Origin of the sequence: Williamsia soli, from assembly GCF_017377795.1 — a bacterium.
Taxonomy (GTDB): Bacteria; Actinomycetota; Actinomycetes; order Mycobacteriales; family Mycobacteriaceae; genus Williamsia; species Williamsia soli.
Map to the genome: position 1 here is coordinate 383,511 of NZ_JAFRDR010000004.1, position 20,974 is coordinate 404,484.

A 20,974-nucleotide genomic window follows, 5' to 3' on the forward strand; every position below is an offset into this window, starting at 1 on the left:
CGCCGCGATCAGCCCTGCGCCGACAAGATCTTGATGGCGAAAATCAGGCTGTCGCCTGCGTCGATGCCGGCGGCGGGGTTACCGGAGGCGTACCCGTCTGCCGACGTCATCGCCACCCCGACCGTGGAGCCGACCTTCTGTCCGGCGATGGCCTTCTGGAAGCCGGGAATGACACCCGTCAGTGGGAAGTCGACGGGCGAGCCGGTCTCGTAACTGCTGTCGAAGGTCGAACCGTCGCGACCGTTGACACCCACGTAGCAGACGGAGACCTCGGCCGTCTCGGGCACAACCGCGCCGGTGCCCTCGGTCAGCGTCTGCACCTGGGTGGCGTCGACCGAGAACGGAGAGGCCACGGTGACCTTGGGCGCGGCGGAATCTGTGGAACCGGTGACCTCGACCGACCCGGTGGTGCCCTGGAGCGTCCATTCCGGGGCGACGTCGCCCGCGGGAGCTGCGGTCGGGCAGGATTCCGCTGCGGCGGTGCTGGTGGCACCTGCGGTGGTCGACTCGGCGGCGTCCGAGGAATCGTCGGATCCGCAGGCGGCGAGGAAGAGCGCCGAGGAGGCGACGATGGTCAGGGACAGGCGCTTGAGAGTCATGATCGCAACTTACTTGAGCGTCCGTTGCCCGAACCAATCGCAGTCCCCGGCGATAGTGTTCTCCCAGATGGCTGTCGTCGATGCGGTCCGGTGCGCGAGAGGTGAGCATGTACGAGTGGTTTGACCGCACCATCGTCGATACCGGCCGCCTGCCGCTGTTCTTTCTGTTGGTCGCGTTCGTCCTGACGTTTTTGTTCATCCGGTTCAGCGTGCGCATGATCCGCGCCCAGGTGTCGTGGTGGCCGGGCAACGTGACACCCGGCGGCGTGCACATGCATCACGAGTTCTTCGGTGTGATCATGATGATGATCTCGGGGTTCTGTTTCGTCGCACTCGCCAGCTTTCACACCCCGATCGCCAACTGCGTTCTCGCCTCGATCTTCGGTATCGGCGCAGCTTTGGTTCTCGACGAGTTCGCGCTGGTGCTGCATCTGCGGGATGTGTACTGGGAGGAAGAGGGCCGTTCGTCGATCGATGCGGTGTTCGTCGCGATCGCCGTGATCACCTTGTTCCTGATGGGTCTGCGGCCCTTCGGGTTCGGTGGCGAACTCAACGACTACGAGAATGCGCCGGATACTGCCGCCAGAGTGGTGGTGATCGTGGTGCTGGCCTTGTCGGCGGTGTTGGCGGTCATCACGCTTCTCAAAGGCAAGCTCTGGACCGGTCTGATCGGTCTGTTCGTTCTGCCGCTGCTGATCGTCGGATCCATCCGGATCGGCAGACCGGCGTCACCCTGGGCCCGGTGGCGATACAGCACCCGACCAGGGAAGCGAGAGAAGGCAATCCGCCGCGAGCAGCGTTATCGCGAGCCGATCGTTCGTTGGAAGATCGTCGTGCAGGAGGCGGTTGCGGGACGGTTCGGAATCCCGGACCACCCTGCGCCGATTCCGATCGATGTGGTGGTGCGCGAACCGGGTGCTCGGGCCCCGAACCGAATGGCCACCGCGATCCGGTGGCGGCGCACCCGACACCGACTGGGCATGATCCCGGTCTGGCGACTTCCCGCGGTGTTGGTCTCGTTGTCCATCCTGACGGCGCTGGTCGTCACGACCGTCGACGACACGTTTGTGATCGAGGGGATGGATGCCGGTTCGACGTCGACACTTCTCGGTGTGATCGCCGGCGCCATGGCCACCCTGACGGGTCTGGTCTTCACCGCTATCACCTTGGCCATGCAATTCGGTGCCTCGCAGATCTCGGTCCGGGTGATCCCGGTGTTGCAGCAGGATCCCATCATGCGGTGGTCGATCGGAACGTTCCTGGCCACGTTCGTCTTCACCCTCATCACCGCCCTCGACATCGCCGAAGACAGCAATGACGTTCCGGCACCGGGGCTTTCGACCCTGTTGGCGCTCATTGTCACGATCTTGAGTGTCTTCATGTTCATCGCACTCGTCGTCAAGGTGGGCAGTGTTCTGAACTCGTCGCAATTGTTGCGATGGATCGCCAACGAGGGACGCGGTGCGATACGGCGGGTGTATCCCGTCGAGGCGGCAGGCGATGCGGGCGACGAACCACCGGCGGCGGTCGAACCAGAACCCGGTTTGCACACAACCGTGATTCAGCTTCGCGAGATACCCAGTCAGGGAAGGGTGTTGATGGCGGTCGATCTGCCGAGGCTGCAACGGTTCGCCGTCGACTGGAATGTCCGCGTCGATCTGTTGATCGGCATCGGAGATTTTGTCGCGCACAATGCCGATGTGTTCGAGGTGCATGGTCCTGGCGATCGAGTGCGACCACACCACCTGCTGGCCACCTTGCTCTTCGGGGACACGCACAGGCCTTCCGTCAGTCCAGCTGCTGCGCTGCAGTCGATCTCGGACATTGCGCTCAAGGCGCTGTCCCCGGCAATCAATGACCCCGGTCGTGCGGTGCAGGCACTCGATCACATCGAGGATCTCCTGCTGATGCTCGCACCGCGGATGCGCGTCGACCAGAAGTACGCGTCGTTGACACTCATCGGGGGCTACCGACGTACGTGGGGACGACTTCGTCGCCGTGGGCACGGACGAGATCCGTCATTACTCGTCGAATGCGGCGCAGGTGCAGCGCCGGCTTCGCGCGCTTCTGCAGACTCTGCGGGAGCAATGTCCGCCCGACCAGCACGAACCCATTGACAGCAGACTCCAAGCACTCGATGAGCAGGTGGAACGTGACTGGGCATCCCCGTTCGATCGATGGCTGGCCAAAGCTGCCGATCGGCAGGGGTATGGCTCTGAGGCGGGATCGTCGTCGACCCGGAAGAGGTTGATCATCAATACCGGGAATCCTTCGCAGCCGTAGAAATCCGTCGCGCAATTGGCGCTGCGTCTTGTGTGCATGACAAATTTATTCGCTACTGTGTATCTGCACGCCCGAAAAGCCGGAAAAATCCCTTTTCAAAGAATGGAGATCGTGTGTCGCTGCCCAAGCGAGTCCTGTCGTTCGTGGTGGTTTCCGGTTTATTGGCGGTCGCGATGGCCTGCGGTGACCCAGGCGGCGGTTCGGACGTCGCGGGCCGAGGATCGATCCTCGTATATTCGGGACGGGATGAAGGTCTGGTCGCCCCGATGATCGATTTGTTCAGCGGTGAACTGGATTTCACAGTCGACGTCGACTACACGGGCAACACCCATGCGCAGGTGGGAAGGATGCTTGCCGAAGGCGACGACACACCCGCCGAGGTTTTCTTCGGTCAAGACGCGGCGGCCCTCGGGCTGCTGGACGACAACGAGATGCTCGAGCCGTTGCCCGAGGACATCCTCGCCCTGGTCCCTGCGCGCTATCGCTCCGGTAACGGGACCTGGATCGCGACCTCGGCACGTGAGCGGGTCCTCATCTTCAACTCTGCGCGGGTGACCGACGCCCAGTTGCCGGAAGGGATCGATGGACTGCTCGATCCGCGCTGGCGAGGCCAGATCACCTACGCGCCGACGAACGCGTCGTTCCAGTCATTCGTCACCGCGCTGCGGGTGACCCGAGGCGACGAGGCGGCTCGCCGATGGCTGACAAACTTCTTGGCCAATGACCCGATTGCTCTGCCCGACAACGGGTCCGTGGTGCAGGCCGTGACCTCTGGACAGGCAACCTTGGGGCTCACGAACCACTATTACTGGTACCCGCTCGTCCTCGCCGGTAGCGCTTCGACAGTTGGCCTCCATCGTTTCACCGCCGGAGATCCTGGCGCCCTGGTCAACGTCGCCGGTGCTGGAGTCGTCAAGTATTCCGACAACAAACCCCAGGCAATCGAGTTCCTGCGGGAGCTGCTGTCAGAGGGCGCGCAAGCCTACTTCGCGGACGAGGCGGCCGAATACCCCGTGGTGTCCGGCGTGACATCGACGACCTACGAGCTGCCCCCGCTGGCAGAGGTCGCCGGCCTCGACATCGATCTCGACGAGTTGGCGTCCGTGGCCCAGACCCGGACCATGTTGTCCGAGGTGGGAATGGTGTGACCTCGGCGAAGCCACGCTGTGCTCAGTAGAGTTGCCGGGCCTGCAGAACGAGCCAGGGGCTGAAAGCCCATGGCGCGGCGTCGATTGCCGTGCGCAGGGCCGCCGTGTGCACCCACCGGGTTTCCACGACTTCGTCCGGATTGGGCCGGAGGTCGCCCACCAGGTCCGATCGGTAGACAGGACAGATCTCGTTCTCGACGATTCCGGACCCGTCGACCGCGCGATACCGAAAGTCGGGCAGTGTCAGAGCGATCCGGTCGGTGTGAATACCCAATTCGAACGAGGCTCGACGCACGACCGCATCCTCCATCGCTTCTCCCGGACCGGGATGCCCGCAGAAGGAATTCGTCCAGACCCCGGGCCAGGTGCTCTTGGCCAGAGCCCGCCGCGTCACGAGGACGCGACCTTCCTCGTCGAACACATGGCACGAGAACGCAAGGTGCAGGGGAGTGGCGCCGTCGTGGACGGTCGCTTTGGGGGCAACACCGATCGGCGTGCCGTCATCGGACACCAGGACGACCTGTTCGGCGGCCTGCATACGGTTGCACCTCTATCCGTTCGGTGATCGGTCCGGCCGTCCCATCCGGTGATCGCCCCCCTGGATACCCACCGTAGCGATGTCGGCACGCTCGTGCTCCGGGCGACTCCGTGAAGAGGTCAGTTGGCGATCCGCCGCGAGATCTGGAGAAAACAAATCCGCCCGCCTGGCCGAAGCCAAGCGGGCGGATTGTGTCTGGTCTACTGCAGATCAGACGTCCTTCGCCGGAGGCGGATCAGACGTCCTTCGCCGGAGGCGGATCAGACGTCCTTCGCCGGAGGCGGATCAGACGTCGTAGTAGAGGGAGAACTCGTACGGGTGCGGGCGGATCTGCACCGGCTCGATTTCGTTCTCACGCTTGAAGGAGATCCAGGTCTCGATCAGGTCCTCGGTGAACACCCCACCTTCGGTGAGGTATTCGTGATCTTCTTCGAGGCGGTCGATGACCGCACCGAGTGAGGTCGGGGCCTGGGGGATGCCCTTGGCCTCTTCCGGCGGGAGCTCGTAGAGGTCCTTGTCGACAGGCTCGTGCGGCTCGATCTTGTTCTTGATGCCGTCCAGGCCGGCCATCATCATTGCGGCGAACGCCAGGTACGGGTTGCCCGAGCTGTCCGGGCAACGGAACTCGAGGCGCTTGGCCTTCGGGTTGTTGCCGGTGATCGGGATACGCACGCAGGCACTGCGGTTGCGCTGGCTGTAGACCAGGTTGATGGGTGCCTCGTAGCCGGGCACCAGACGCTTGTAGGAGTTCACGGTGGGGTTGGTGAACGCCAGCAGCGACGGCGCGTGGTGCAGGATGCCGCCGATGTAGTGGCGGGCCAGATCCGACAGACCCGCGTAGCCGGCCTCATCGTGGAAGAGCGGCTTGCCGTCTTTCCACAGCGACTGGTGGGCGTGCATGCCCGAACCGTTGTCTCCGAAGAGCGGCTTCGGCATGAAGGTGACGGTCTTGCCGTTCTGCCATGCGGTGTTCTTCACGATGTACTTGAACAGCTGAACGTCGTCGGCTGCGTGCAGCAAGGTGTTGAACTTGTAGTTGATCTCGGCCTGTCCGGCGGTGCCGACCTCGTGGTGGCCGCGTTCGAGGATGAACCCCGCGGTCTGCAGGTTGGTCGAGATCTCGTCACGTAGGTCCACGTAGTGGTCGTACGGGGCGACCGGGAAGTAGCCACCTTTCTGGCGAACCTTGTAGCCGAGGTTCGGGCTGCCATCCGGGTTGGTCTGCGAGCCGGTGTTCCACCAGCCCGACTCCGACTCGACGCGGTAATGGGTCTCGTTGATCTCAGAACTGAACGAGACGGAGTCGAAGATGTAGAACTCGGCTTCGGCACCGAAGAAGCAGGTGTCGGCGATGCCGGTGCTGGCCAGGTAGTCCTCTGCCTTGCGCGCGATGTTGCGCGGGTCGCGGCTGTAGGCCTCGCGGGTGAACGGGTCGTGCACGAAGAAGGTCACGTTCATCGTCTTCGCTTTACGGAAAGGATCGATGCGCGCGGTCGCGGGGTCGGGCAGCAGCATCATGTCCGACTCGTCGATCGACTGGAATCCGCGGACAGACGATCCGTCGAATGCCAGTCCGTCTTCGAAGACGCTCTCATCGAACGCCGATGCCGGGATCGAGAAGTGCTGCATCACTCCCGGGAGATCACAGAACCGGATGTCGACGTATTCGACTCCCTCGGCCTTGATGCCCTCGAGCAGTTCTTCCTTTGAGTTGTACACCTGCGGGTGGCTCCTTCACTTGTGCCCAATTGCTGCCAGCACCCCATGTTGATGGATGTTGCAAGGCCTGGCGATTGTCCGTCTCCACTCTAGAGTGGCGGATCATCAACGCTGACCGTATTGACGCCAGGTTGCTGGCCAGATACTTCGGTGTTTCGCCTGTGTTACGTACGCAAATCGCCAAGGCAACGATTGTGAGATCGGGCACCAGGACATCGCGGCGTCTCACTCTGTGCGACACCTATCATTGACGGCATGGGAAGAATCACCGGATCGTGGCTGTCAGGTCCGCAGGCGGCGCTGCAAGACGGTGCCGACGTCGGCGAGTACCGCGGAGAGAAACTCGGTCTGCCCGAATCCGGCGCGGGCGCGCTGGCCTCGTCCTGGCACCGCTGTCTCGGACTCCTCGCGGACTGGTTGATGTGTGGCGGCATCTCGCTGCTGTTCGTCCAGGACCTGCAGTCGTCGTCTCTGTCGACGGTTGTGCTGGGCGTCTGGTTCATCATCGGCGTCGGTACCGTCACGACCTTCGGCTTCACGCCGGGACAGTTTCTGACGGGTATGCGCGTCGCCCGCGTGGACGGAGGGGAGAGGGTCGGGTTTGTGCGGGCATTGATCCGCCAGGCACTGATCGTCTTCCTGGTGCCACCGCTGATCAACGATCAGGACGGTCGCGGCATGCACGATCGGGCGACCGGTACAGCGCTCATCCGCACACGCTGATTCTCGGCACAGAAACACCCGTTCGGGTCATATGCACACGTCGCAACGTGTGCCTATGACCCGAACGGGTGTTTTTGCGTGGAGGTGCTACCGGCGACGGGCGGTGCGCTGAATGTTGCGCATTTTCGCACCCGCAGGCATCGGGCCCTTCGGCATACCGGCGCCGGGGCCCTTGCCGCCGAGGGCCGCGAGCCGTGACTCGAGGCTGTCGATGCGGGCCTTGTTGATGTTGTTCGGCAGCTTGTTCAGGTGCCGTTCGAGTTTCTTGAGGGGCACCTGTCCCTCGTCGTTCCCGACGATCACGTCGTAGATCGGTGTGTCGCCGACCACGCGAGCGATCTTTTTCTTCTCCTGCGCGAGCAGTGTCTTGACCCGGTGTGGGGATCCCTCGCCGACGAGGATCACGCCGGGCTTGCCGATGACGCGGTGAACCGCATCGAGGTGGGTGGTGCCTGAGACGGCCTGCTTCACCCGCCACTGACCGCGCATGTTGTCCAACGCCCAGGCGGCGGCGCCGGCCTGACCTTCGGCTTTGGTGAACACTGTCTTCTGCACCCGGCGACCGAAGATGATGAACGCGATCAGCACACCGAGGACGATGCCGAGCGGGAGAACGAACACCAGAGAGCCGGTCAATAGACCGATCAAGACCGCGAGCCCGGTGAGCAGGACGATCGATCCGATCATCAGCGGCAGAAGCAGCTTGTCTTCTTTGCGCTGCATCTGGAATGCCTGCCACAGCTGTTTGCGGCGGGCGCGCGACGCCTCTTTACGAGCGGCTTTCGCAGCCGCCTTTGCCTCTTTGCTCGCCTTTGCCTTCGCCATGTGTCCAGGATACTGGCCCACCTCAAGGCCTCGGCAGGCCGTGCCAGGTTGGGTCAGCGAAGGGCCTGCGGTCTCCGGTGGATGCTCAGCGAGCCAGGCGAGCCATCAACGACGATGCCTCCTGGGAGGCGTCACCACCGTCGGTCAGGTGAGACATCGACTCGGGGAGTTCACGCCCATGATGAGCCATCGCCTGCGCGTACAGACGTCCTGCTCGATACGACGATCGCACCAGCGGACCGGCCATGACGCCGGCGAATCCCAGATCCTCGGCGAACTTCGAATGCTCGACGAACTCTTCGGGTTTGACCCAGCGGTCCACGGGATGGTGCCGCGGCGACGGACGCAGGTACTGCGTGATGGTCAGGATGTCGCAACCGGCTTCGTGCAGGTCTGTCATCGCTTCACGAACCTCGTCCGGTGTCTCGCCCATGCCGAGGATCAGATTCGACTTGGTGACGAGTCCGTAGTCGCGGGCAGCGGTGATCACGTCGAGACTGCGTTGATACCGAAACGCGGGGCGGATCCGTTTGAAGATGCGCGGAACGGTCTCGACGTTGTGGGCCAACACCTCGGGCCTGGACGCGAATACCTCCGCGAGCTGTTCCGGGTTGGCGTTGAAGTCGGGAATCAGCAACTCGACACCGGTGGTCGGGTTGAGCTCCTTGATGTACCGGACGGTCTCCGCGTAGAGCCAGGCGCCACCGTCGGCCAGGTCGTCGCGGGCGACGCCGGTGACGGTCGAGTAGCGCAGGCCCATGGTCACGACACTCTCGGCAACCCGCCGCGGCTCATCACGGTCGAGGTCCTCGGGCTTTCCGGTGTCGATCTGGCAGAAGTCGCACCGTCGGGTGCACTGTTCACCGCCGATGAGGAAGGTGGCCTCGCGGTCTTCCCAGCATTCGTAGATGTTCGGGCAACCGGCCTCTTCACACACCGTGTGCAGGCCCTCGCTCTTGACCAAAGCCTTGAGTTCGGTGAACTCCGGACCCATCGTCGCGCGCGTCTTGATCCACGACGGCTTGCGCTCGATCGGCGTTTCCGCATTGCGGGCTTCGAGCCGGAGCAGTTTGCGTCCGTTGGGGCCGACCGACCCCGGGGCGCTGGACTGGGTGGGTGTGTCTTGCTGAACGGTCACTGGATCAACCCTACGCCCGTACCATCCGCTGCGACGATCTGCGGCGTTTCGACCGGAGGTGGTCGATGTTCTGTGACTTCAAGTGTGCCGTCGAGCGCGTCCGAGATGGCTTGACCGAGCAGCGGATGCACGTCCGCGACGGTGACCGAACGGCCCAATTCGACTGTGAGAGAACCGGCCCCGGCATCAGGGATACCGCACGGGATGATCGAGGTGAAGGCACTCAGGTCCGGGTCGCAGTTCACCGCGATGCCGTGCAAGGCGACGCCCCTGGCGACTCGGATGCCGATCGCACCGATCTTCCGATCCTGCCTCACCCCGTCTCCCAGCACCCATACGCCGGACCGGCCGTCCACACGGTAGGTGTCCAGACCCAGTTGGTGGGTCACCATGATCATGGCCTCTTCGAGGCGTCGGACGTAGTCGACGACGTCGACCGGGTGGGCCAGCGCGACGATCGGGTAGGCAACCAATTGTCCGGGTCCGTGCCACGTGAGCTTTCCGCCGCGATCGACGTCGATCACCGGTGAACCGTCCGTGGGGCGATCGGCATCCTCGGTTCGGCGTCCGGCGGTGTACACCGCGGGATGTTCGAGCAGCAGGAGTACGTCATGGTCGAGGACGCCGTCGGCGCGCTCGGTGGCCAGCCGGTGCTGCAGGTCGAAGGTGTCTTGGTACTCGACACTGCCCAACCAGCGGATCTCGAGCGGGTCGGTGGACAGACGAGCGCTGCCCATCACGCCTCCTTGCCCACGGCATGAGCCAGGGCTGAGTCTAAGGTCGGATGCCGGAACACGAAACCACTCTCGTTCAACACACCAGGTACAACGTTCTGACCCTGCAATAACATTTCATCGGCCATCTCACCGGCGGTCTTCGACAAGACCGTCGCCGGGATGGGCCATGGGGCCGGGCGGTGCACGGCGCGGCCCAATGCTCGGGTGAACTCGGCGTTGGTCACCGACACCGGCCCGCACATGTTGACCGGACCGCTGACCGGGTGATCCATGACGAACTCGAGCACCCTGACAGCGTCGGGCAGGCTGATCCATGGCAGGTACTGACGGCCACTTCCCAGCCGCCCACCCAGACCGAGCTTGAACAGCGGGCGCAGTTTGCCGAGAATCCCCCCGGAGCGGGACATCACCGGCGCAGTGCGGATGAGCGCAACCCTCGTCGCACTGGGTGCGCCGCTCAGTGCCGCGGCTTCCCAGTCGAGGGTCAGGTCCGCAAGAAATCCGGCGCCCGCAGCATCTGCCTCGGTGACCTCGGACGCCCCGGTGTCGCCGTAGTAACCGGTCGCGCTGGAACTGATGAAGGTCGGAACCTTCGCAATGCGAACGGCTTCTGCGAGTACCTGGGTGGGGATGATGCGACTGTCCCGCAACTGCTGTTTGACGTGCCCGGACCATCGGCGATCGCCTATGCCGCGTCCGCAGAGATTGACGACGACGTCGACGCCGGCCAACGCCGCGGGATCGATCCCGAAAGACTCCGGCTCCCAATGGACCTCGTTCTCCGAGGTCGTCGGTCTGCGAACCAGCCGCAACACCTGATGGCCGGCCCCGGTGAGACTATCCACCAGGGCCGTGCCGATCAGGCCAGATGATCCCGCGACGGCGATCCGCATGGGCTACAGGCCCAAGTCCGCCTCAAACGCCGCCTCTTCCAGACGGTGCTTCACGGTGGTCAGGAACCGTCCCGCGTCGGCGCCGTCGATCAGTCGGTGATCGTAGGTCAGCGGCAGGAACGACATCGACCGCACGGCGATCGATTCGGAACCGTCATCGCCGGTGAGGACAACCGGACGCTTGACGATCGCACCCGTGCCCAGCATCGCCGCCTGCGGCGGGACCAGGATCGGGGTGTCGAACAACGCGCCCTGACTGCCGATGTTCGTGATCGTGAAGGTGCCACCGGTCAGATCGTCGAGCTTGAGCTTGTTGCTACGCGCTCGGCTCGCGATGTCGGCGATCGCCCGCGCCAGTCCGGCGATGGACAGATCGTCGGCGTTGTGGATCACCGGGGAGAGCAGACCCTGTTCGGTGTCGACCGCAATACCAAGATGCACCTTGGAGTAGTAGGTGATCTCCTTCGCCTGCTCGTCGATCGAGGCGTTGACGTTGGGGTGCGCCTTGAGGGCTTCCACCACGGCCTTCGCGATGAACGGGAGGAACGTCAGGTTGACCCCCTCGCTCGTCTTGAAGCCTTCCTTCGCCGCCTTGCGCAGGGTCACGATCTTGGTCATGTCGACCTCGAACACCTGCGTGAGCTGCGCGCTCTCCTGCAGCGACTCGCGGGTCTTCTTGGCGGTGATCTGCCGGATCCGGTTGATCTTCTGCGTTGTGCCGACCAGTTGCGCCAGCTCGCGGCTGGGCGCAGCGGGTGCAGACTTCTTCTCTGCCGCAGCCGGTTCCGATGTCGACGGAGCAGGCTCGGTGGGAGCCTTCGCGGCCTCTGCCGCAGCCAGCACGTCCTGCTTACGGATACGTCCGCCGACACCGGTGCCCTTGACGGAGCTCAGGTCGACGTCGTTCTCGGCGGCCAGCTTGCGCACCAGTGGCGTCACGTAGGGGCTGGAGCCGCTGTCGTCCGACTTGGCCGCAGGCGCCGACTCTTTCTTCGGCTCGGCCTTCGCCGGCTCGGGCTTCTTGTCGGGCTCCGGCGTCTCGACCGGTGACAGTTCTTCCTTGGCCTCGGGTTCGGGCTCGGGCTCCGGTTCTGGCTCGGGTTCCGGCTGCGCTTCGGCTTTGGACTCTTCCGGTTCCGACGGTTCGACGGTCGGGGTCGCATCGGCGGAGCCGACCACGGCCAGCCGTCCGCCGACCTCGACGACGTCGTCTTCGGCCGCGACGATCTCGAGCAGCGTGCCGGCAACGGGGGACGGGATCTCGGTGTCGACCTTGTCGGTGGACACCTCGAGGAGCGGCTCGTCGGCCTCGACGGAGTCGCCGACCTCCTTGAGCCAGCGGGTCACTGTGCCTTCGGTGACGGACTCGCCGAGTTCGGGCATGGTGACGTCGGTGCCATCACCCGATCCGGACGACGAAGGCTTCCTCGGCTCCGGCTCCGGCTCCGGCTCCGCTGCGGGCTCCGGTTCCGCTTTCGGCTCGGCCTGCGCCTCGTCCTCGGCGGGGGCCTCGTCGGAGCTGCTCGTGTCGTCGGAGTCATCGGCGGACTCGCCGGCCTCACCGATCTGGGCCAGCTCACCGCCGACCTCTACGACGTCGTCTTCCTGCGCGACGATCTTGGTGAGCACGCCCGAGGTGGGAGCCGGGATTTCGGTGTCGACCTTGTCGGTCGACACCTCCAACAACGGCTCATCGGCCTCGACCGTGTCACCCTCCTGCTTGAGCCACCTGGTGACTGTGCCCTCGGTGACGCTTTCACCCAGGGCGGGCATTTGGACGGAGAAGGCCATCGTTGTCGACTCCTCGATTTCGAGATCCGGTGTGCGGTCTGAGGTCTGGGCCGGGTCGCCGGTATTGGTGACCCGGAGTGGGGGGTGGGGCGCGCCCGGTAGGGCAAACCGCCGGTTCAAACCCTACCTTCCGAGCTAGCCTTCGGCAGCGATCTCCTCCAGCAAGGCGTAGATGGTCCTGACCGGGACGCCGGTGCCACCCTTACCGGTATAGCCCCACGGCCCTCCGGTGTTGAAAGCAGGTCCGGCGATGTCGATGTGCGCCCACTCGACGCCGTCCGCGACGAACTCACGGAGGTAGATCCCGGCCGACAACATGCCACCCCAGCGGTGGTTGGTGACGTTGGCCAGATCGGCCACTCGGGAGTCCAGGTCGGAGCGCAGCTCATCGGGAAACGGCATCGGCCAACCCGATTCACCCTCGGCCTGCGAAATCGCCGCGACGCGGTCTCGGAAGTCGTCGGTGCCCATCACCCCGGGGGTGCGGGTTCCGAGGGCAACCATCTGGGCTCCGGTCAGCGTCGCGGTGTCGATCAGGTAGTCCGGGTCGTCCTCGCAGGCGCGCACGATGGCGTCGGCAAGGATGAGCCTGCCCTCGGCGTCGGTGTTGATGACCTCGACAGTCTTGCCGCCGTACTGGGTCAGCACGTCGCCGGGCCGTTGCGCCGTACTCGACGGCATGTTCTCTGCCATCGGCACCGTTGCGATCACGGTGACCCCCACCTTGAGCTCGGCCGCCAGGATCGCGGTTGCGATGACCGCCGCGGCGCCACCCATGTCCGAGGTCATGTTCTCCATCCCGGCCGCGGGTTTGATCGAGATGCCACCGGTGTCGAACGTGATGCCTTTGCCGACGAGCGCGACGGTCTTCGCCTTGCGGCCGCCGCGGTGGGTCAGCCGGACCAGACGCGGCGGGCGCGAGGAGCCTTTTCCGACACCGATGATGCCGCCGTATCCACCTTTCTCGAGGGCCACCTCGTCGAGGATCTCGACCTTGAGGCCGGCTGCCGACCCGAGGGCTTTGGCACGGTTTGCGAACTCGTCGGGATAAAGGTGGCTCGGTGGGGTGTTGACGAAGTCGCGGGCGATGGCGACTGCTCGGGCGATGGCTTCTGCGCGTTCGAGTACTGCTTTCGTGTCCTTGTCCGCCGCAGGGACCAGCAGGTGGACAGCGCCGAGGGGGGCCTTCTCCGGCGGCGTCGAACGGAACTCGTCGAACCGGTAGGCGCCGAGGAAGAATCCCTCGGCGGCGGCGGTCAAATCCGCGGTCGACAGGGTGGTGACGGCGGCGTTCACACCCGCCAGGCTGCGTGCTGCGACACCGACCTGCCGTCGGATGTGTTCGGCGTCATCGAGTTTTGCCGGCGCGCCGAGGCCGACGGCGAGAACCGACGTGACGTCGAGGCCGGCAGGTGCGGGCAGTCGGGTCAGCTCTCCGGCGGACCCTTGTGCGCCGAGGGCGGCCAGCGCGGAGTCGAGGGCCGAGCCGACAGCGTCGTCGAACAGGCCCTCGCCGATGACGAGGTTCGGTGTCCCGCCACCGTCCGCCTCGTCTGCTGTGGTCAGTCCGATCACCAGGACGTCGTCGTCTTCACCGATGCCGGTGGCCAGCGACAGCTCCGGACCCAGACGACGATTCGCACTCGACTTGCTCACGTTTGTACTCCCACTCGTAGCCGTAGTCATGCCTGCGGGTCAGCTTAGATGGCTGCCCGGTGGCGCCGGAGGGGTGCGCATCGGCAGCGGCTTCTGACGTCGTCGGGGTGCCGGGCGCGATAGCGTTGGCGCCATGAGTGAAGGTGAATTGCTGGCCGGTCCCATCGAGGCGTCGCATCGCGCGCTCGGCGCAAGCTTTGCCGCGTTCGGCGGCTGGAACATGCCCGTGTCGTACGCGGGCACGGTGGCCGAACACACCGCGGTCCGGGAAGCGGTGGGCATCTTCGACGTCAGCCACCTCGGCAAGGCGTCGGTGACCGGCCCGGGCGCCGCAGATTTCGTCAACCGCGCGCTGACCAACGACCTGGGCAAGATCGAGCCCGGCAAGGCGCAATACACGATGTGCACCAACGACTCCGGCGGCGTCATCGACGACCTGATCGCCTACTTGGTGTCGCCGGACGACGTCTTTCTGGTTCCCAACGCCGCGAATACCGCCGCAGTGGTCGCGGCCCTCGCCGCCGTCGCGCCACCGGAGATCGAGGTGACCGACCGGCACCGCGACTTCGGGGTCATCGCCGTGCAGGGACCCAAGTCGGCGCAGGTGCTGGACGGTCTGGGTCTGCCGACCGAGATGGAGTACATGTCGTTTGTCGATGCCGAACTGGCGGTGGACGATTCGAAGTATCCGGTCAGGGTGTGCCGCACCGGTTACACCGGCGAACGTGGATACGAGTTGCTGCCGGCCTGGGATGACAGCGCGGGGGTCTTCGACGCATTGCTGACGGCGGTGACCGCCGCCGGTGGACAGCCCGCCGGTCTCGGAGCCCGGGACACCCTCCGCACCGAGATGGGCTACCCCCTGCACGGTCACGAACTGTCCGTCGACATCACCCCGGTACAGGCGCGCTGTAGCTGGGCGGTGGGCTGGAAGAAGCCGGAGTTCTTCGGCCGCGACGCACTGCTGGCGGAGAAGGAAGCGGGACCCGCTCGCCGACTGTGGGGGCTACGCGCCCTCGGCCGGGGCGTGCCGCGCGCCGATCTGGGCGTCCTCGGTGAGGCAGGCGGCGACAGCATCGGGGTCTGCACGTCCGGTACGTTCTCGCCGACGTTGAAGACCGGTATCGCGCTGGCGCTGATCGATTCGGCAGCCGGTGTCGTGAAGGGAGACACGGTCGTGGTCGACGTCCGTGGACGTCCGCTCGAATGTGAAATCGTGTTGCCGCCCTTCGTGACAGGAAGCACCAACTGATCGGCGAACCCCTCGCGTCGCGGGGCACTGGAGGACGGGCGTTACGATTGTTCAATGACCTTGGAGTTCGTCCGGACCGAGCACCCGCAGCCGGTGTCGCAATCGCGCCGTGCCGACATCCTGGAAGCACCGGGATTCGGTAGGCACTTCACCGACCACATGGTCGTGATCGATTACACCGCGGACAAGGGTTGGCACGACGCGAACGTGGTGCCTTACGGGCCCATCGCGCTCGACCCCTCCGCGATGGTGCTGCACTACGCGCAGGAGATCTTCGAAGGGCTCAAGGCCTACCGCCAATCCGACGGCACCATCGCCTCGTTCCGTCCAGATGCCAACGCCGCACGCTTGCAGCGTTCGGCGCGACGGCTGGCAATGCCCGAGCTGCCCACCGAGGACTTCATGGCGTCGCTGCGGGCGCTGCTCGAGGTCGACCACGAGTGGGTTCCCGCAGCCGGAGGCGAATCGTCGCTGTATCTGCGGCCGTTCATGATCGCGACCGAAGCCGGTCTCGGTGTGCGTCCGGCGAGTGAGTACCGCTATCTCTTGATCGCCTCGCCCGCCGGAGCCTACTTCCCGCGGGGCGTACACCCCGTGAGTGTGTGGTTGTCCACCGAATACGTCCGCGCCGCGCCCGGTGGGACCGGCGCGGCCAAATTCGGCGGCAACTACGCGGCCTCCCTCCTCGCCCAGGCCCAGGCGGCCGATCACGGCTGCGATCAGGTGGTCTGGCTCGACGCCATCGAACGTCGGTTCATCGAAGAGATGGGCGGGATGAACCTGTTCTTCGTCTTCGGCTCCGGTGCCGACGCCAAATTGGTCACGCCCGAGTTGTCGGGGTCGCTGCTGCCGGGCATCACCCGTGAGTCGCTGCTGCAGCTCGCGACCGACGCCGGCTTCGACGTCACCGAGCGCAAGATCAGTGTCGAAGAGCTGCGCAAGGGTGTCGCGTCGGGAGAGATCACCGAGGTATTCGCCTGCGGAACTGCGGCGGTCATCACCCCGGTCGGGCACGTGAAGGGCGACACCGACGATTACACCATCGCGAACGGGGAGCCGGGCGAGGTGACGATGGCGCTCCGCGACACCCTCACCGGGATCCAGCGCGGAACGTTCGCCGATACACACGGCTGGATGTCGACTCTGTACGGGAACTGACGCTCGTCGTCTCCGAACCGGACCTGACCCGGCAGCGCGGCGAGACTGCGGCGATGAAGCGGCCTACTCGGCCGATGGCTTCGTGGCGGCAGTCTCGGTCAGGCGACGGTTGTCACTCCGACGCCGTCAACCGGCCAGCACGACGCACAGCGCGATCAAGGTGCTCAGTTCGATGAGGGAGCCGAGCACATCGCCGTTCATCCCACCGAAACGCTGCGCGCAATGGGCGCTGAACAGCCAGGCGAACAGAGTCACGACGACGACGGCGATCACACCTGGCACCGGTAGTTCAGGGCCGACCGCAAAACCTACGGCGAGCGCACCGAGTACCCAGAACGGGATGGTCAACCGCTGGGTGCCTGCGGTGAGGCCGCCGAACTTGGAATCTGCGGCAGGAGGCAGCGTGATGCGGCAGCCGATCACCGTGACCACTCGCGAGATGAAGCCGACGAAGATGAATGCCGCCCAGTTGTTCTCCTGCATCAGAGCGCCGTAGCCGACGGCCTGGGCGACCATCACGATCACCAAGGTCGCGGCGCCGAACGGTCCCGTTGAGCCGCTGTGCATCACTTGGTGGACTCGGGCCGGCGGACCGTAGCAACCGAGCCCGTCAGCGGTGTCGGACAGTCCGTCCAGGTGCATGCCGCGAGTCAGGACGGCGAGCAACCCGACGATGAGTAACCCGCACAGCAGTTCCGGGAGTTCGGTGTGGCCCAGCCCGAAGGCGGCGGCCGCGGCGATGGCACCGAGGACGCAACCGACCAGGGGCGTGGACCCGATGGCAGCACCGCCCAGAGAACGGTCGAAAGGCCCGGCGGGTTCGGGTACGGGCAGAATCGTCAGCCACGAGAACGCGGTCTGCGGGCCACGGATCGCGCCGCGCAGACTCATCTCTCCGGGTTCACCGACGTCGGATCCGCCGCGCCGCTGACCGCGGCTTCGGAGAAGGTGGCCATCGAGGCAAGGGTGGCGACCGCGGACTGGACCACAGGCAACGCGGTCAGTGCGCCGCTGCCTTCGCCGAGCCGCATCGAGAGATCCAGCAACGGTTCGAGGTCGAGTTGCCTCAGGGCGATGCTGTGTGCGGGTTCCGCGGACCGGTGACCGGCCAGCCACCATTCCCGTGCGCCCGGTGCCATGTCGTTGGCAACCAGGGCCGCGGCGGTCACCACGAGACCGTCGAGGATGACAGGCGTTCGGCGAAGGGCCGCCTGGGCGAGAAAGCCTGCCATGGCGGCTATCTCGGCTCCGGCCACCGTGCGGAGCAGCTCCAGTGGCACCCGTGCATGAGGACGTCCCCGTCGCATACCGTCACGGACCGCGCCGGTTTTGCGGATCCATCCGTTGTCGTCGATACCGGTGCCGCGACCGACCACGACCACAGGTTCGGAATCGGTGAGCAGTCCGACGAGGATCGTCGCGGGTGTGGTGTTGCCGATCCCCATCTCGCCGGCCATCAGCAGATCGGCGCCGGAATCGATCTCCTGGTCGGCGATGGTGCGTCCGGCGGATATCGCAGCCCGGGTCTCCTCGGTGGTCAGCGCATCCTCGCGGGTGAGATCTCCGGAGCTCCTGCGAACTTTGAAACGGCTGATCGCTTCAGGGGTCTGGGCATCGACCGCGAGGTCTTCGACTCGGACCCGGGCTCCATGGACGCGTCCGAGCACGTTCACGGCCGCGCCGCCGGCGGCGAAGTTCGCGACCATCTGCGCCGTGACCTCCGGAGGGAACGCCGACACGCCTGCTTTCGCAACGCCGTGATCCCCGGCGAAGACGACCACGGTCGGGGCTTCGAACGGGGCTGGTGGGCACACACCCTGGCAGGAGGCCACCCAGATCGCCACCTCTTCGAGCCGGCCGAGCGAGCCCGGCGGCTTGGTGAGCTCGCCTTGCCGGTGGCGAGCTTCGATCGCCGCAGCCCGGTCGGGCGCCGCGACGAACTCGAACTGCTCGGGAAGTTCGAACTCGGTTGCTGCGCGGATGCTCTCGGGCGGCGTCGTCCCGGCTTCGGGTGCGAAGTCAGGTGTCGCCGCCGTCTCCGGCGAATCCGAGTCCGCCGTCGCATCGATGGAAGGTTCGTTCGGAACGGCGAGCGGAAGAGCTGAGGGGGAGTAGGTGTTCGCCGTGCCCAATTCGAGAACTTGTCCGGCGACGATCAGGACCACCCGGTCGCAAGCAGCAGCGATGGCGCTGTTGAGCAGGCCCAGCTGGTCCTGGAAGAGGCGGCCTGCCGGTGTCGGTGCCACCAGGGACAGGCCCACCTCAGGACTGATGATGACCAGATCACCTGTGAACTCGGACACCGCTGAGGAGATCTCGTCTATGACGCCGGACATGTCGAAGTCGTCGTCGCTCCAGCCGCCGACCGAGTCGATATGGCGGCTGACCCAGCTCCCGAGGTCGTCGACAAGGGTGGCGGTGCGCGAGTCCGAACGCAATTCGGCAGCGACGTCGCCGGTTTCGATGGTGGTCCACTCCGCTGGACGGCGGACCCGATGTTGCGCTATCCGATCCGACCACTCGGGGTCTCCGGTGGCAGGGTTTGCCGCCGTGGCCAGATACCGAACCCCGGTGTGCGGAAGAAGCCCTTCACCGAACGCTGATTTACCCGAACGAATTCCACCCAGAACCAGAGTTCGCATCCCGGTCAGACCGCGTCACCAGGTTTGACCTTGGGCCGCGGCGCCCGCATGAACCGCATCTGCATGGCGCGGCTGAAGCCGTACCAGCCGAGTTTGAAACCACCGTCGGTGGTGCTCGGGAATCGTTCGCGGACACGGTTGTTGAGGATCCGACCGAGTAGCACGCCGTCGATCACGAGGAAGATCACGAAGATCAACATCAGCAGGGTGGCGTACACGGCGATGGCCGGGACGAACATCACGATGATCAGCATGATCGCGAACGGCATGAACAGCCCGGCGAAGTTGCGCCTGGAGTCGACGATGTCGCGGGCGAAACGTCGGGCCTCACCCTTGTCGCGCGGCATCAGATAACGCTCTTCGCCGTCCATCATCTTCTCGCGCTGATCGGCCCGTTGCCGGCGGCGCGTATCCGACTGCGCCTTCTTCTCTTCCTTGCTCAGATTGGCCGAGCTGCCCTTGAGTTCTTTCTTGCGCGCTCGGGCCTCGGCCCGCGTCGTCGGGGCTGGGGCGACCGGGCCGCGGCGCCTGCCCTCGGCGTCGCGCCGTTTCGGCGTCGGTCGGCCCTTGGCCTCGGTGTACCGGCGCTTGGCCGCAGCTTCATCCACGGTCAGCGCGACGGTGGTGTCAGCCGCGTCGTCGGCGTCGACGTCGTCTTTCTTCCAGGGCAACTTCACCCGTCCAGATTATCGCGAGCGTGCGCTGCTGGAGCGGGCCACCCTTCATATACTCGGGCGATGAAGGCTTTGATCGCCCCCGATTCGTTCGGCGACACCTTGACGGCCGTCGCGGCAGCCGAGGCGATCGCCGCGGGATGGACCCTCGGACGTCCCGCCGACGAGCTCTCGCTGGCTCCGCAATCCGATGGTGGGCCGGGTTTCGTGGCGGTGCTCGCCAGCCGTTTCGGAGACGTCCAGACCACGCGCGTCAGCGGTCCACTCGGTGCGATGGTCAGCGCGCACTGGCTTCTGGACCGGCGCGACGGCCGCTCCATCGCCTACATCGAGTGCGCACAGGCGTGCGGGCTGCATCAGCTCGGCGGGTCGCCGACGCCGCGGACCGCGCTCACTGCGGACACGTTCGGTGTCGGCGAACTGGTCGCAGCAGCAGTGGCGGCGGGCGCCGACCAGATCGTCGTGGGCTTGGGGGGCAGTGGCAGCACGGACGGTGGCCGCGGGTTGATCGACGGGCTCGGAGGGCTGGCGGAAGCTGCGAGACTGCTCGGGCCCGTGCAGCTGGTGGCGGCATCCGACGTCGAGAACCCGCTGCTCGGGCCGGAGGGTGCGGCCGCGGTCTTCGGCCCGCAGAAGGGGGCCGACCCCGCGACCGTCGCGATGCTGGAAGAGGGACTCGCGGACTGGGCCCAGGTGCTCTCCGGGCTGGCGGGCCGCGACATCTCGGTCGAACCGGGAGCGGGCGCCGCCGGTGGACTCGGTGCGGCTCTGCTGGCGTTGGGTGCACAGCGCGTGCCGGGGGCCACGGTGATCGCCGAGGCGACCGGGCAGGCCGAGATCATCGCCGGCGTCGACCTGGTCATCACGGGGGAGGGCAAGTGTGACGAACAAACCCTCAAGGGCAAGGTCGTGGCGGCGCTGACGGCGGCGGCGCGCGGCCGGGGCATCCCGACCATCGTGCTCGCCGGCCAGGTCGCGCTGACCCCGGCGCAGCTCGCCGAAGCCGGGATCACGCAGGCGCGGTCGATCGTCGAGGTCGCAGGATCGGTCCAGGTGGCCATGGACGACGCGGAGAACCAGCTCGAGAAGCTCGCCCGGCGGGTCGCAGAGGCCTGGTGATCGATCCCGGGCGCGGACGACGCGGCACGCGGGAATAGGCGGAGCAGGAGTACGGTTATAGGCGACGGAAGTTCGTATC

General features: G+C 65.6%; 17 protein-coding genes and 1 pseudogene. 6 read left to right on the plus strand and 12 right to left on the minus strand.

Annotated elements, in window-relative coordinates; genetic code table 11:
- Positions 1-8: 8 nt before the first annotated feature.
- Positions 9-599: an FKBP-type peptidyl-prolyl cis-trans isomerase gene (locus J3S28_RS13795; protein WP_207841298.1), complete on the minus strand. Its 591-nt coding sequence runs from the start codon at positions 597-599 to the stop codon at positions 9-11.
- Between the two features lie 107 nt (positions 600-706).
- Between J3S28_RS13795 and J3S28_RS13800 the strand changes: the two are divergent.
- A pseudogene (locus J3S28_RS13800) lies at positions 707-2,882 on the plus strand (DUF2254 domain-containing protein).
- A gap of 113 nt (positions 2,883-2,995) precedes the next feature.
- Positions 2,996-4,030, plus strand: coding sequence for an extracellular solute-binding protein (locus J3S28_RS13805; protein WP_307797113.1), 1,035 nt, complete (start codon positions 2,996-2,998; stop codon positions 4,028-4,030).
- Between the two features lie 22 nt (positions 4,031-4,052).
- On the opposite strand, the gene idi is transcribed toward J3S28_RS13805, so the two are convergent.
- Together idi and glnA are read right to left on the minus strand one after the other, a co-directional pair.
- Positions 4,053-4,568 (minus strand): isopentenyl-diphosphate Delta-isomerase, encoded by a 516-nt coding sequence (idi, locus tag J3S28_RS13810; RefSeq protein ID WP_207841299.1) that lies wholly within the window; start codon positions 4,566-4,568, stop codon positions 4,053-4,055.
- Between the two features lie 285 nt (positions 4,569-4,853).
- On the minus strand, positions 4,854-6,287 hold the full coding sequence (glnA, locus tag J3S28_RS13815; protein ID WP_084835269.1) for a type I glutamate--ammonia ligase: 1,434 nt from the start codon (positions 6,285-6,287) through the stop codon (positions 4,854-4,856).
- A 255-nt stretch (positions 6,288-6,542) separates the two neighbouring features.
- Here glnA and J3S28_RS13820 point away from each other — a divergent pair, with 255 nt between their 5' ends.
- Positions 6,543-7,010: an RDD family protein gene (locus J3S28_RS13820; protein WP_207841300.1), complete on the plus strand. Its 468-nt coding sequence runs from the start codon at positions 6,543-6,545 to the stop codon at positions 7,008-7,010.
- 87 nt (positions 7,011-7,097) lie between these two features.
- Here the strand turns inward: J3S28_RS13820 and J3S28_RS13825 are convergent, their stop codons facing one another.
- The 6 genes from J3S28_RS13825 to J3S28_RS13850 form a co-directional block, all read right to left on the minus strand.
- The gene (locus J3S28_RS13825; RefSeq protein ID WP_207841301.1) at positions 7,098-7,835 is read right to left on the minus strand and encodes a DUF4191 domain-containing protein; all 738 of its coding nucleotides are present in this window, start codon (positions 7,833-7,835) and stop codon (positions 7,098-7,100) included.
- An 85-nt stretch (positions 7,836-7,920) separates the two neighbouring features.
- The gene (gene lipA / locus J3S28_RS13830; protein ID WP_207841302.1) at positions 7,921-8,973 is read right to left on the minus strand and encodes a lipoyl synthase; all 1,053 of its coding nucleotides are present in this window, start codon (positions 8,971-8,973) and stop codon (positions 7,921-7,923) included.
- The gene (gene lipB, locus J3S28_RS13835) at positions 8,970-9,710 is read right to left on the minus strand and encodes a lipoyl(octanoyl) transferase LipB (protein ID WP_207841303.1); all 741 of its coding nucleotides are present in this window, start codon (positions 9,708-9,710) and stop codon (positions 8,970-8,972) included. The genes lipA and lipB overlap by 4 nt, the downstream gene beginning before the upstream one ends.
- The gene (locus tag J3S28_RS13840; protein WP_207841304.1) at positions 9,710-10,603 is read right to left on the minus strand and encodes a TIGR01777 family oxidoreductase; all 894 of its coding nucleotides are present in this window, start codon (positions 10,601-10,603) and stop codon (positions 9,710-9,712) included. The genes lipB and J3S28_RS13840 overlap by 1 nt, the downstream gene beginning before the upstream one ends.
- Positions 10,604-10,606: 3 nt before the next feature.
- Entirely contained in the window at positions 10,607-12,394 is a 1,788-nt protein-coding gene (gene sucB / locus J3S28_RS13845) for a 2-oxoglutarate dehydrogenase, E2 component, dihydrolipoamide succinyltransferase (protein WP_207841305.1), read from the minus strand.
- 135 nt (positions 12,395-12,529) lie between these two features.
- A complete protein-coding gene (locus J3S28_RS13850) occupies positions 12,530-14,050 on the minus strand; it encodes a leucyl aminopeptidase (RefSeq protein ID WP_207841306.1) in 1,521 nt (506 codons plus the stop codon).
- A 133-nt stretch (positions 14,051-14,183) separates the two neighbouring features.
- On the opposite strand from J3S28_RS13850, the gene gcvT reads away from it, so the two are divergent.
- Positions 14,184-15,302: a glycine cleavage system aminomethyltransferase GcvT gene (gcvT, locus tag J3S28_RS13855; protein ID WP_207841307.1), complete on the plus strand. Its 1,119-nt coding sequence runs from the start codon at positions 14,184-14,186 to the stop codon at positions 15,300-15,302.
- Positions 15,303-15,356: 54 nt separating this feature from the next.
- The gene (locus tag J3S28_RS13860) at positions 15,357-16,460 is read left to right on the plus strand and encodes a branched-chain amino acid aminotransferase (protein ID WP_207841308.1); all 1,104 of its coding nucleotides are present in this window, start codon (positions 15,357-15,359) and stop codon (positions 16,458-16,460) included.
- A gap of 126 nt (positions 16,461-16,586) precedes the next feature.
- On the opposite strand, the gene J3S28_RS13865 is transcribed toward J3S28_RS13860, so the two are convergent.
- The 3 genes from J3S28_RS13865 to J3S28_RS13875 are packed head-to-tail and all read right to left on the minus strand — an operon-like array spanning position 16,587 to position 19,779.
- Positions 16,587-17,351 (minus strand): adenosylcobinamide-GDP ribazoletransferase, encoded by a 765-nt coding sequence (locus J3S28_RS13865; protein WP_207841309.1) that lies wholly within the window; start codon positions 17,349-17,351, stop codon positions 16,587-16,589.
- The gene (gene cobT, locus J3S28_RS13870; protein ID WP_207841310.1) at positions 17,348-19,102 is read right to left on the minus strand and encodes a nicotinate-nucleotide--dimethylbenzimidazole phosphoribosyltransferase; all 1,755 of its coding nucleotides are present in this window, start codon (positions 19,100-19,102) and stop codon (positions 17,348-17,350) included. The genes J3S28_RS13865 and cobT overlap by 4 nt, the downstream gene beginning before the upstream one ends.
- A gap of 5 nt (positions 19,103-19,107) precedes the next feature.
- Positions 19,108-19,779, minus strand: coding sequence for a DUF3043 domain-containing protein (locus J3S28_RS13875; RefSeq protein ID WP_207841311.1), 672 nt, complete (start codon positions 19,777-19,779; stop codon positions 19,108-19,110).
- Between the two features lie 60 nt (positions 19,780-19,839).
- Here J3S28_RS13875 and J3S28_RS13880 point away from each other — a divergent pair, with 60 nt between their 5' ends.
- On the plus strand, positions 19,840-20,895 hold the full coding sequence (locus tag J3S28_RS13880; protein WP_207841312.1) for a glycerate kinase family protein: 1,056 nt from the start codon (positions 19,840-19,842) through the stop codon (positions 20,893-20,895).
- Positions 20,896-20,974 lie beyond the last annotated feature (79 nt).